This window comes from Lentzea chajnantorensis (assembly GCF_054300775.1).
Map to the genome: position 1 here is coordinate 1201715 of NZ_JBSDZT010000002.1, position 11842 is coordinate 1213556.

13 protein-coding genes and 1 pseudogene are annotated in these 11842 nt (G+C 70.6%); 5 read left to right on the forward strand and 9 right to left on the reverse strand.

The annotated features are described in order from the left end of the window. Position 1: 1 nt before the first annotated feature. The 4 genes from ACVDFE_RS06510 to ACVDFE_RS06525 all read right to left on the reverse strand — a co-directional run bounded on the left by ACVDFE_RS06510 (position 2) and on the right by ACVDFE_RS06525 (position 3810). Positions 2-1159 carry a sensor histidine kinase gene (locus ACVDFE_RS06510; protein WP_458429875.1) on the reverse strand — a complete coding sequence of 386 codons (1158 nt, stop codon included), beginning with the start codon at positions 1157-1159 and terminating at the stop codon, positions 2-4. A 294-nt stretch (positions 1160-1453) separates the two neighbouring features. Continuing rightward, complete coding sequence (locus ACVDFE_RS06515) at positions 1454-2560, reverse strand: nitric oxide synthase oxygenase (protein ID WP_458429876.1); 1107 nt, start codon at positions 2558-2560, stop codon at positions 1454-1456. A gap of 132 nt (positions 2561-2692) precedes the next feature. Continuing rightward, positions 2693-3337, reverse strand: a complete 645-nt coding sequence (trmB, locus tag ACVDFE_RS06520) for a tRNA (guanosine(46)-N7)-methyltransferase TrmB (protein ID WP_458434279.1) — start codon at positions 3335-3337, stop codon at positions 2693-2695. Positions 3338-3405: 68 nt separating this feature from the next. Beyond that, positions 3406-3810: a hypothetical protein gene (locus ACVDFE_RS06525; RefSeq protein ID WP_458429877.1), complete on the reverse strand. Its 405-nt coding sequence runs from the start codon at positions 3808-3810 to the stop codon at positions 3406-3408. A 260-nt stretch (positions 3811-4070) separates the two neighbouring features. On the opposite strand from ACVDFE_RS06525, the gene ACVDFE_RS06530 reads away from it, so the two are divergent. Beyond that, the gene (locus ACVDFE_RS06530; RefSeq protein WP_458429878.1) at positions 4071-5222 is read left to right on the forward strand and encodes a S8 family serine peptidase; all 1152 of its coding nucleotides are present in this window, start codon (positions 4071-4073) and stop codon (positions 5220-5222) included. Here the strand turns inward: ACVDFE_RS06530 and ACVDFE_RS06535 are convergent. The 3 genes and pseudogenes from ACVDFE_RS06535 to ACVDFE_RS06545 form a co-directional block, all read right to left on the reverse strand. Then, a pseudogene (locus ACVDFE_RS06535) lies at positions 5188-6091 on the reverse strand (ABC transporter ATP-binding protein). The gene ACVDFE_RS06530 and the pseudogene ACVDFE_RS06535 sit on opposite strands and share 35 nt — an antisense overlap. A gap of 90 nt (positions 6092-6181) precedes the next feature. Continuing rightward, positions 6182-6931 carry a hypothetical protein gene (locus tag ACVDFE_RS06540; protein WP_458429879.1) on the reverse strand — a complete coding sequence of 250 codons (750 nt, stop codon included), beginning with the start codon at positions 6929-6931 and terminating at the stop codon, positions 6182-6184. 5 nt (positions 6932-6936) lie between these two features. Next, on the reverse strand, positions 6937-7848 hold the full coding sequence (locus ACVDFE_RS06545; protein ID WP_458429880.1) for an ABC transporter ATP-binding protein: 912 nt from the start codon (positions 7846-7848) through the stop codon (positions 6937-6939). Positions 7849-7980: 132 nt separating this feature from the next. On the opposite strand from ACVDFE_RS06545, the gene ACVDFE_RS06550 reads away from it, so the two are divergent. Further along, positions 7981-8415: a PPOX class F420-dependent oxidoreductase gene (locus ACVDFE_RS06550; protein WP_360393967.1), complete on the forward strand. Its 435-nt coding sequence runs from the start codon at positions 7981-7983 to the stop codon at positions 8413-8415. 26 nt (positions 8416-8441) lie between these two features. Here ACVDFE_RS06550 and ACVDFE_RS06555 read toward each other — a convergent pair whose 3' ends face one another. Beyond that, a complete protein-coding gene (locus tag ACVDFE_RS06555) occupies positions 8442-9230 on the reverse strand; it encodes an HAD family hydrolase (protein WP_458429881.1) in 789 nt (262 codons plus the stop codon). Between the two features lie 48 nt (positions 9231-9278). Between ACVDFE_RS06555 and ACVDFE_RS06560 the strand changes: the two genes are divergently transcribed. The 3 genes from ACVDFE_RS06560 to ACVDFE_RS06570 are packed head-to-tail and all read left to right on the forward strand — an operon-like array spanning position 9279 to position 11181. Further along, a complete protein-coding gene (locus tag ACVDFE_RS06560) occupies positions 9279-9806 on the forward strand; it encodes a TetR/AcrR family transcriptional regulator (RefSeq protein WP_458429882.1) in 528 nt (175 codons plus the stop codon). Further along, positions 9807-10283, forward strand: coding sequence for a pyridoxamine 5'-phosphate oxidase family protein (locus ACVDFE_RS06565; protein ID WP_360393975.1), 477 nt, complete (start codon positions 9807-9809; stop codon positions 10281-10283). After that, on the forward strand, positions 10264-11181 hold the full coding sequence (locus ACVDFE_RS06570; RefSeq protein WP_360393978.1) for an SDR family oxidoreductase: 918 nt from the start codon (positions 10264-10266) through the stop codon (positions 11179-11181). The genes ACVDFE_RS06565 and ACVDFE_RS06570 overlap by 20 nt, the downstream gene beginning before the upstream one ends. On the opposite strand, the gene ACVDFE_RS06575 is transcribed toward ACVDFE_RS06570, so the two are convergent. Continuing rightward, entirely contained in the window at positions 11178-11834 is a 657-nt protein-coding gene (locus ACVDFE_RS06575) for a response regulator (protein WP_065915577.1), read from the reverse strand. The genes ACVDFE_RS06570 and ACVDFE_RS06575 overlap by 4 nt on opposite strands. Positions 11835-11842 lie beyond the last annotated feature (8 nt).

Sequence of the window (11842 nt, forward strand, 5' to 3'; positions counted from 1 at the left end):
GCTAGCTGATCGGCAGCTCGGCGCGGACCGTCCACCCCGTCGGTTCGCGTCGGCCTGCGGAGAACGTCCCGCCGAGCAGCTCCACCCGCTCGCGCATCCCCACGATCCCGTAACCGCCCGACCCCCCGACGGGAACGCCTGAGGCGACGCCGTCGTCCGCCACGCCCAGCCGCAGCACACCGTCGCCGGAGGACAGTTCCACGTCCACTGAGGACACAGCGGCGGCGTGCTTCCTGGTGTTGGTCAACGACTCCTGCACCAGCCGCAGCACGGACCGCGCGAGCTCCTGCGGCACCGCGTCCCGCAGGTCGAACGACAGCCGCACCGGCAGCTCCGACTCCTCCGCCAGCGCGCGCACGTCGTCCTCCAGCGACGAGGACGCGGCCGGTCCGGTGGACGTCCCGTCCCGCATCGTCCCGACCAGGCGCCGCATCGCCGTCAACGCCTCCGCGCCGGACGCGGCGATGGACGGCAGCACGTCGACCTCGCGGTTCACCTGCCCGGCCTGGGCGTGCACCACGATCGCCGTCACGTAGTGCGCCACCACGTCGTGCAGCTCGCGCGCCAACGCCATCCGCTCGGCGTTCTGGGCGGCGGCGACGGAGGCCGCCAGCTGGGATGCGCGTTCGTTGTCGCGGGCGCGGAAGTACAGGCCGGTGCCGACCGCGAGGACGAGCATGATGGTGGCGCCGAACAGGTACGACGTCGGGTCCGGCCGCCACTCGCGGTACTCGGTGGCCGACACGACCGGCCACCCCAGCACCTCTGCCGTGATGACCGCCGCGATGACCAGCAGCGTGCCCGCGACCGCACGCCAGGAGGAGCCTTCCCGCACGAGGATCGCGATGGTCGCCATCGCGGCACCGGTGACCGAGATGTTCACGCCGCTGACGAAGAAGTGCGGCTCGAACGCCACACCGAGGAACCGCAGGTACAGGGCGGTGCAGACGACCGCGAAGGCCAGCGCCAGCGCCGCGTCGAACGGCCGGCGCGGCGCGAGCACCGCGATCGCGCAGACGACCAGCACGCCGGGGACCTGCCACCAGCCGAGGTCGGTGGTGATCGAGCCGGTCTCGGCGATGACGATGCCGGTGAGCGAGAGCGCCAGCGGCCACTGGCGTTTGGCGAGCAACCGCCAGTTCAGATCCGTGCTCTCCACCCGGTACACGGTAAAGCCGGAGGTCTGATCCCGCGTCCGACCGGGGTCTGGGACGCCATCAGCCAGAAGGCTGAGTGGGCGACCTGCGGAAATACCCTCACGGCGGATGCCGGATCACGCCCCGGTCACGGACTCTGGAGGAGCTGAAGTCGGGGAACGGAGGACGTCGTGTTGTCAGTCGTGTTCACCTGGGCCGCCGCTGTGGTCGGTCTGCTGGTCCTTGCCCTCATGGCCCTGTCGGGCGTGCTGATCGACTCCAAGCACTAGGTGCGCGACCAGCGTGTGGTGGGGAAGTCAGACGCTGGTCAGGGAGTTCTGCTGGCGCAGCAGCTCGGCCAGCCTGCTGGTCGGCTGCGGACGCGTCTCGTCCACCGCGGCGGCGAAGCGCGCCGGAGCACCGGTCCGTGCGCGCGCCGCGGCGGCCGGGTCCAGCCGGAAGGCCGGACGGGCCGCGGACGGGCGCTGGCGCGAGCGCAGCCAGGCGAGCCGGTGCAACGCCTCCGCGTGGTGGTCCGTGATCGTGACGGCCGCCTGGTCGAACGAGTGCAGCACTGCCGCGTTCAGGTGAACGGTCGCGAAGTCCCGCCACAGCGTGCGTTCGGACGAGGTGTCGAGGCCCATCGCCTCCGCCACCACGCGCGCCACCCCGTAGGCGCCTTCCTCCGCCAGTGACCGGGTGCCGATCTCCGCGCCGACGAACCACGAGTTGAACGGCGCCGCCGGGTAGTGCACGCCGCCGATCGACAGCCGCATGTTCGAGATCACCGGCACCGCGTGCCAGCGCAGCCCCATCTCGCCGAACCACGGCAGCGTCGGGTGCTCCAGCGGCACCTCGTGCACGACCTCGGGCGGCAACGTGAACAGCCGCGGCCCCTCGTGCTGCGTCTCCACCACCAGCGGCAGCACGTCGAACCGCGACCTGCGGGCCGGCGGCCGCCACCCCATGCCCTGCGCGGTCTCGGTGAACTGGGCGTAGCGCCGGTCGCCGGTGCCGTCGGCGTACCCGGCGTACCGGATCAGCTGCTCGTTCCAGATCACCGGCCCCGGCGAGCCGGGCGCGTCCGGCGCGAAGACGGTCACCAGCGGCCGGATCTCACCGCCGTTCGTCGCCAGCCGCAGGTGTTCCACGCACTCGCCGGCCACCGCGGCGGCGTTGCGGTAGCCGCGCAGGTCGCGGACCTTGAGCCGCCGCCACGGCACCCCGGAGGTGCACCAGCCGGAGTCGCGCAACGCGATCCGCGCGCCGTAGGCGAGCTCGTGGGTGGTGTGGCGGTAGGTTCCGGTCTCGGCGATCTCGGCGCGCACCTGAGCGATGCGGGCGGACAACGAGCCTGCGTCGGAGTGCGCCGCGTGGAACATGCGGACGAACTCCTCCGCGACGGGGAGGACGTCGGGGGTCACGGAGCGAGAACCTAATTCCGCGGCGGCCTCACGCGTCACTGCCACTCGGGGCACATCGGGTGATCAACACCTGCCACCTGATCGGGTGACAGCAGGACCCGCAGTGGTGAACGCCGCAGCTTGAGACCTCGATCAGGTGAGGTCGTTCCGCTTGAACATCAGGTCGTGCGACACGCGCCCCTCGTTCACGGCCCGCTGCTCGAACTTCGTGACCGGCCGCCAGTCCGGCCGCGGCGCCCAGCCGTCGTACATGTTCGTCAGCAGCCGCTCGCCGGAGCACACCGCGAGCATCTGCTCCGCGTAGTTCTCCCAGTCGGTGGCGAGGTGCAGCACGCCACCCGGCTCCAGCCGCGAGGCCAGCAGCGCCACGAACTCGGGCTGCACCAGGCGGCGCTTGTGGTGCTTCTTCTTCGGCCACGGGTCCGGGAAGAAGATCCGCACACCGTGCAACGACGCGGGTGCCACGTGGTCGGTCAGCAGGTCGACGGCGTCACCGCGCAGCACGCGCAGGTTGTCGAGCCCGCCCAGGTGCTCGGCGCGCAGCAGCAGCTGGGCCAGACCGGGCTTGTAGACCTCGACGGCGACGTAGTTCAGCTCGGGCGCGGCGGCCACGAGCTGGGAGGTGGTCTCGCCCATGCCGGAACCGATCTCCAGCAGGACGGGTGCGGGACGACCGAACCACGACGTGAAGTCGAGCGGCCCCTCGGGCAGCGTCTTCACGTCGTGGCCGAGCTTCTCCCAATGGGTGTCCCAGGCACGCTCCTGCCCCACGGTCATGCGCTCGCCGCGCTGCACGAAGCTGACGATGGAACGGTGGTGCTCAGGCCTGGTCACGACCGGACAGCCTAGGCGATGAGCTCGATGTCCTCGATTTGCGCACGCAGGTCGGCGACGGTGAAGTCGATCGGCTGGGCCTGACCGGGACCCCGGTGCGCCGGCACCAGGTGGATCCAGCCGCGGTGGGAGTCGGTGAACTGGACGGTGGTGGGTGTCGCCGGACCGTAGACACCGGTTTCGGAGGGGACGTACTCCCAGTAACCGACCTCGCCGAAGTCGGCCCACGGCACGTACACCCAGCCGGGGCGGGACGACAGGAGCTCGGTGACGGCGTCCTCGACGGCGTGACCCTCGGTGCGGGACCGGAGTCTGCCCCGGTCGAGCGCGCGCAGCCACCAGGGTGCAGGTGCGTCCTCGACGTCTCGAACGGACCGGTACATCGCGAGGACCTGGTTTTCGTCGCCCTTGTTCACCCACGACTTGCGTGCGTCTGCAGGGGACAGAGCGAGATCAAGAGAGTTGGGCGCCTCGAGCGCACTAGCCCATTCGAGGCCGAGCATTGCTTCGACACGAACCACTGGCCACCTCCGGCCTCGGGATAACCCCATTGAACGCCAACTCAAACGTGAGGGATGTCCGAATAGTGGTGTTTCACGGGTTGTTAACACCACTATTACGCTGAGTGTGACCCCGGGCACGTTGCGCCGCGCAGCGGAAACACGATGTACCCGACGTGCCACTGCTCCCCGCTCTCGCCGTCGTGCTGCCGTTGCTGCTCGCCGCGCAGACGATCGAGGAGCAGGAGTGGCACCTCGACGCGCTCGACGTCTACAGCGCGCAGGCCCAGACCCGCGGCGACGGCGTGATCGTCGGCGTGATCGACTCCGGTGTCGACGCGAGGCACCCGGACCTGGTCGGACGCGTCCTGCCGGGCACCGGTTTCGGCAGCTCCAAGGGCACCGACGGCACCACCGACACCGACGGGCACGGCACCGCCATGGCCGCGATCATCGCGGGGACCGGTCGCAACGGCGGTGCCCTCGGCATCGCGCCCGGCGCGAAGGTCCTCCCCGTCGCGAGCGCGGAGAAGACGCAGTTCGCGCTCGACGTCGTGGCCGAGAGCATCCGGTGGGCCACCGACCACGGCGCCAAGGTGATCAACCTGTCGCTGGGCTTCACCGGCTCGACGACGCCGGGCCTCGTCCGTGCCGTGAACTACGCGGTGGAGAAGGACGTCGTCCTCGTCGCCGCGACCGGCAACGAGGGCAAGGCGGTCTCGGCACCCGCGAACATCGGCGGCGTGATCGCGGTCGCGGGCACGAACCGCACCGGTCAGCCGTGGAAGTCCTCCAACGTCGGTGCGGGCACCGTGCTCGCCGCGCCCGCCGAGGGCATCGTCACCGCCGCGCCGGAGAGCGTGTACTCCAGCGGCTACGCCGAGATGGACGGCACGAGCGCGGCGTCGGCGATCGTGGCCGGTGCCGCGGCGCTGGTGCGGGCCAAGCACCCGGACATGGCGGCCAAGGACGTCGTCAACGCGCTGATCAGGACCGCGAAGGACGTCGACGTGCCCGGCCGCGACGACCGGACCGGTTTCGGCCTGGTCGACCCGGCCGCCGCCGTCGCGGCCCAGCTGCCGCCGGTGGAGCGCAACCCGCTGCTGCCGCCGCCCGCGCCGTCGACCGACCCGGCGCCGGCCGCGGTGGCTCAGGAACGGGTCGCGCAGCAGGTCGTCGTGAAGGACCGGCTGCCGTTCGTCGCCGGCACCGCCGGCGGCGTCGCGCTGCTCACGGCGTTGCTGATCGCGCTGCCCACCGCCCGGTCGCGCCGCCGCCCGCAGCCGGAACGGGTCAGTGCGCCTGGTACTCCACCGACTCCTTGGTGAGCTGCATGAACGCGTCCTCCAGCGACCCGCGCTGAGGGCTGAGCTCGTGCAGCACGACCTGGTGCTCCGCGGCGAAGCTCACCGATCTGCTGCGCCGGGATGCCCTGCACCACCAGCGCTCCGCTCGCCGGGTCGTCGGTGACCGTCGCGTGCGCCGCGAGGACCTCGCGCAGCTTCGCGGCGTGCGGCGACCGCACCCGGACGGTGTCCTGGGTCGCGTCGGCGATGAACTGCTCGGTGGTGGTCTGCGCGATCAGCCGGCCGCGGCCGATCACGATGAGGTCCTGCGCGGTCTGCGCCATCTCCGAGAGCAGGTGGCTCGACACGAACACCGTGCGGCCCTCGTCCGCGAGCCGGTGCATGAACTGCCGGATCCACAGGATGCCCTCGGGGTCCAGGCCGTTGACCGGCTCGTCGAACAGCAGCACCTCGGGGTCGCCGAGCAGCGCGCCCGCGATGCCGAGCCGCTGCGACATGCCGAGCGAGAAGCCGCCCGCGTTCTTGTGCGCGACCTCGGTGAGGCCGACGACCTCCAGCACCTCGCCGACCCGGCTGACCGGGATCTTGTTGGAGACCGCGAGCCACTTCAGGTGCGAGCGGGCGGACCGGTTGGGGTGCACCCACTTCGCGTCGAGCAGCGCGCCGACCTTGCGCAGCGGCTGCTTGAGCTGGGCGTAGTGCTTGCCGTCGATCGTGACGTCGCCCCCGGTGGGGGTGTCGAGGCCGAGGATCATCCGCATCGTCGTGGACTTGCCCGCGCCGTTCGGTCCGAGGAAACCGGTCACGCGGCCCGGTCGGACGGTGAACGACAGGTCGTCGACGGCCTTGGTGCTGCCGTAGTGCTTGCGCAACCGCACTGCCTCGATCATGGCCTCTCCTGTTCGCTGGAAGAACTGACCGGGACGCAGGTCGCCCCCGACGGATGACCTGCGTCCCGCTCCCCCTTTACCTGGAACCGGTCACGCGTCCCGGCGCTTCGCGACGATCAGCGCGACCACCAGCAACGCGACCGCGATGCCGGCGAAGTAGGCCAGCGACCCCCACTGGCTGAGCTTGAAGTCGATGCCCGCCCCGCCCTGCTCCGGGCTCTCCGCGCCCATGGAGAGGAAGTGGGTGGCGTTCGTGAACGGCAGCCAGGCCTGGATCTTGATGCCGACCTTGGGGATGAACCCGATCAGGCCTTCCGCGGCCATCTGCCAGACGAGCAGGATCGAGACCGCACCGGCGGTCTGGCGGACCATGATGCCCACGGCGATCGCGATGACCGCGCCGATGGCGTAGACGAGGCCGACCCCGGCGACGTGCCGCCACTCCGCGGCCGTGTTGATCGCCAGGTCGGAGCCCGACGACAGCAGCTTCGCGATGCCCACCGAGCCGAAGGCGATGACCTCGCCGAGCACACCGGCGATGAACGCGACCACGACGGTCTTCGCGACGAGCGCCGACGTGCGGTTCGGCACCGCGAGGAAGGTCGAGCGGATGGTGCCGAAGCGGTACTCGGTGGTGACCGCGATCGCCGCCATCACCAGCACCACCGCGATGGCGAGCTGGGCGCTGCCGATCTGGGTCAGACCGAGCGACACCTGGCCCTCGCTGGCCGCGGCGATGATCGCGGTGAGGCCCACGCCCAGCACGATGGCGAGTGCGCTGCACCAGTACGGCGAGCGGGTCGAGAAGAGCTTGATCCGTTCGACTGCCAACAGGGTCATCAGACTCACTTCCCGATCTCTGCGTGGTACTCGACAGCATCGCCGGTCAACTGCATGAACGCCTCTTCGAGCGAACCGCGCTGCGGGCTCAGCTCGTGCAGCACCACACCGTTCGCCGCCGCGATGTCACCGATCTGGTCACTGGTGGCACCCGATACGGACAACGCCCCGTCGGCGCCGTCACGAACCGTGAAGCCCTTGTCCACGAGCAGCGGGCCGAGCTTCGACAGCTGCGGGCTGCGCACGAGCACGGAGTTGCCGGTCGAGCGGTCGATGAACTCCTGCGTGGTGCTCTGCGTGATCAGCTTCCCCCGGCCGATCACGACGAACTCGCTGGCCGTCAGGGCCATCTCCGACAGCAGGTGGCTCGACACGAGGACCGTGCGGCCCTCGGCGGCCAGGTTCTGCATGAACGTGCGGATCCAGAGGATGCCCTCGGGGTCCAGGCCGTTCACCGGCTCGTCGAACAGCAGCACCCCCGGGTCACCGAGCAGTGCCCCGGCGATCCCCAGCCGCTGCGACATGCCGAGCGAGAACCCACCGGCCTTCTTGCCCGCCACCTGCGTCAGGCCCACGGCGTCGAGCACCGCGTCCACGCGCCCGTCCGGCAGCCCGTTGGACTTCGCGAGCCAGCGCAGGTGAGCCCGCGCACTCCGGTTGGGGTGCACCCACTTCGCGTCGAGCAGCGCTCCGACCGTCCGCAGTGGACGGTTCAGCTCCGCGTAGGGCTTGCCGTCGATCAGCACGCGGCCTGCCGTCGGACGGTCGAGCCCCAGGATCATGCGCATCGTGGTCGACTTGCCGGCACCGTTCGGACCGAGGAAGCCGGTCACCCGTCCAGGGTGGACGGTGAACGACAGGTCGTCGACCGCGACCGTCCTGCCGTATCTCTTGGTGAGGCCGATTGCCTCGATCATGGTGTCGTCCCCCTCTTCGTGATGGGACAACTCTCCTGCGGCGAGGGGTGCCACCACATCGCCCTGCGGTCTGCGCGTGCGTCAACTTCCGTCGTCCGGTGGCGCTACCTCGGTCGTAGTTGAATGAGCCACATGGGATACACGGATGCTCCCGAAGGCTGGTGGCGTGAGTTCGTGCTGGCCACGCCGGCCCGCACCGGCAAGCTCGCGGTCACCCGCAAGGACGGCTCACCGCACATCGCGCCGGTGTGGGTCGACCTCGACGGCCCCGACCTCGTCTTCCTGACCGCGCGCGACACGGTCAAGGGCAAGTCGATCCTGCGCGACGGCCGGGTGGCCCTGTGCTTCGACGACGAGACGCCGCCGTTCAACTTCGTCACCATCACCGGCCGGGCCGTGACCGACGAGGACCCTGAGCAGCTGAGGTACTGGGCAGGCCGGACCGCCGCCCGCTACATGGGCGACGACCAGGCCGACGCCTACGCCGAGCGCAACGGCGTGCCCGGCGAGATGGTCGTCCGCGTGAAGGTCGACAAGGTCGTGGCCAAGACGAACGTGGCAACCTGACCCCTTGCTCGCAGATGCCGTGGAAGCTAGGCCGGGAAGAAGCGGGTCAGCGCCTGTGCGGCACCGTCTTCCAGGACGGTGCCGGTCACCTCGTCGGCCGCCGCCTGCACGACCGCCGGTGCCTGGCCCATCGCGATCCCGCGTGCCGCCCACCGCAGCATCTCGACGTCGTTGGAGCCGTCCCCGATCGCCAGCGTGTCCGCGGCGTCGACCCCCAGCGACTTCCGCAGGTCCTCCAGCGCCCAGCCCTTCGTGACGCCCGGCGGCACCGCGGTCAGCCACGCCTCGGTGTGGTCGACGCTCCACGAGACGCCGGGCAGCTCCAGTTCCCGCACGGCGAACGCCAGCTCGGCCGGGGTGTGGTCGAGCCAGCGCATCACCAGCCGCGGGGTCGGTGTGGCCGCGAGCTCCTCGAAGGTCGCCTGCGTCGTCTCGCCCCACAGGTCGTGCGGCAGGAAGCTGCCGAGCGAGAGGTTGCCGACGCCGGTCTGCTCGACCGCGAACACCGAACCGGGCAGCAGCGCCTGCAACGTCCTGATCGTCGGGCCCGGTTCGAACGTCGTGCGCCGGGTGATCTCCGCCGTCGCCGGGTCCCACCACACCGCGCCGTTCGAGCACAGCGCGAGGGAGACCGGCAGCTGCGGGGCGACCGGGGTGGTGCCGATGAGGCTGCGGCCGGTGCACAGGACCACGTGCGTGCCGTGGCCTGCCGCACGGGTGACGGCGGCTTTCACGGCGGGTGAGACGTCGTTCGAGCCGACTCTGGTGAGGGTTCCGTCGATGTCCAGCGCAACCAGGTGCGGTCTCCAGTTCACGTGGAGCCACCCTAGGCGAAGGTTAGTGAACTGTGGTTCACTAACGCGGTGGCACGGCCTCGCACCATCTCCGACGAACGCGTCCTCACCGCGGTCGCGACCGTGATCGACCGGCGCGGCCCGGAGTTCACGGTGGCGGACGTCGCCGCCGAGGCCGGGGTGTCGGTCGGTGCGGTGGCGAAGCGGTTCGGCTCGAAGAGCGGCCTGCTGCAGGCGCTGACCAGGGCCGGAACGGAGGACGTCGTCCGCAGGACGCGAGAGGCGGGCGGTGTCCGGGCGGCGCTGCTGACCTGGTTCGACCGGCTGGCCGACCCGGTCGTAGCGACGAACAACCTGGCACAGCTGGGGGTCGACCTGATCGACCCGGAGCTGCGGGCGTTGCTGGCCGGGCACTACGCGGCGATGGAGGCCGAGCTGGAGGTCCTGTGCGCGGCCGAGGGGCTGCCACCGAACGCGGCGCGCGTGCTGGCCGCGCTGGTGTACGGGATCGCCATGGACTGGTCGGTCCGGCCGCGCGGAGAGCTGATGGCACGCATGGAGGAAGACGTCGACCTGGTGTTGGAAGGGATGCGCTGAATGGCGACCTGGGCGGAGTTCGCGGCCGAGGAGCCCGAGCTGGCCGCGTTCGTGGAGGGCCGGTTCGCCGCTGACCGGCACGCGTTGATCGCCACCCTGCGCAGGGACGGCGCACCGCGGCTCAGCGGTGTGGAACCGGACTTCGCGCGCGGCGAACTGTGGACGGGCATGATGCTCGACTCGCTGAAGTCGCGCGACCTGCGGCGTGACCCGCGATTTTCGCTGCACTGCACCACCACTGCCGCCTCGATGGCGGAGGCCGGTGACGCGAAGATCAGCGGCACCGCGGAGTTCTGGACGGACAAGGAGGACTACCTGAAAGACCTGTACGACCGCACCGGCTGGATGCCGGACGCCCTGGACCTGTTCCGGATGAACGTCACCGAGGTCGTGTCGATCACTGTCGAGGGCGACGAGATGGTCGTCGTGTCCTGGCACGAGGGAAGGGGAGCCCGTCGTGTCGCGAAGAAGCCCTGACCTGAGCGGGAAGGTCGCCGTCGTCACCGGCGCCACGCGCGGTGCCGGCCGGGCGATCGCGGTCGAACTGGGCGCCGCCGGGGCCACGGTGTTCGTCGCCGGCCGGACCACGCGCACGCGGCAGTCGGAGGTCGGGCGGTCGGAGACCATCGAGGACACCGCGGAACTGGTCGACGCCGCCGGGGGCAGGGGGATCGCGGTCCGGTGCGACCTGACCGACCCGTCCGACGTGGCCGCGCTGGCGGCGCGCATCGACCGGCTCGACGTGTTCGTCGACAACGCCTGGGGCGGCGAGAACCTGGTCGAGTGGGGCAAGTTCTGGGAGCACGACCTCGACCGGCAGCTGCGCATGTGGCGCAACGGCGTCGAGTCGCACCTGGTCGCGATCCACCGGCTGGTGCCGCTGGTGCTCAAGTCCGATGACGGGCTCGTCGTCGAGGTGACCGACGGCGAGGACGGCGACGCCTACTTCGTGAACCTGCCGTACGACGCGGTGAAGAGCTCGGTGCGGCGGTTCGGCGAGGTGCTGGCGAAGGACCTGGAGGACCACCCGAACGTGACGGCGCTCTCGGCCACGCCGGGGTTCCTGCGGTCCGAGCAGATGCTGGAGGGCTTCGGCGTCACCGAGGCGAACTGGCGCGACGCGGTCAAGGACGTGCCGGACTACGCGTTGTCCGAGACACCGCACTACCTCGGCCGCGGTCTCGCGCACCTCGCCGCGGACCCGGACCGGCGCCGGTTCGCCGGGCGGTGCCTGTCGTCGTGGAAGTTGATGCGCGAGTACGGGTTCACCGACCTCGACGGCTCGCAGCCCGACTGGGGCCGCTGGTACGACGAGGTGGCGAAGCCGCGGAGGGCCGGGCAGACCGTGGAGGCGGACCCGGAGGACTACCGCTAGGCGTCACCGGGGCGGACGAGACCGGTCTCGTAGGCCAGCACCACGGCCTGCACCCGGTCTCGCAGCTCCAGCTTCGCGAGGATTCGGCCGACGTGCGTCTTCACCGTCGCCTCCGACAGGAAGAGCTTGCGCGCGATCTCGGTGTTCGACAGGCCCTTGGCGATCAGCACGAGCACCTCGCGCTCGCGTTCGGTCAGCACGTCCAGCACGGTGGCGTCGCGCAGCTCACCGCCGCCGTCGCCGAGGAACCGGCCGAGCAGCCGCTTCGTCACCGACGGCGAGACCACCGCGTCACCGGAGGCCACGGCCCGCAGCGCGGAGACCAGGTCGCCGGGCGGGGTGTCCTTCAGCAGGAACCCGCTGGCGCCGTTGCGCAACGCCGACAGCGCGTACTCGTCCATGTCGAACGTCGTCATGACCAGCACCTTGGCCGTGTCGGCCTCGGTGATGCGCTTGGTCGCCTCGACCCCGTCGAGCACGGGCATGCGGACGTCCATCAGCACGACGTCGGGCCGCAGCTTGTCGGCCATCTGCACGGCGTCCAGGCCGTCGGCGGCCTCGCCGATGACGTCGATGTCCTCCTGCGCCCCCAGCACCATGCGGAAGCCCATGCGCATGAGTTCCTGGTCGTCGACCAGCAGCACCCGAATCACGTGATCAC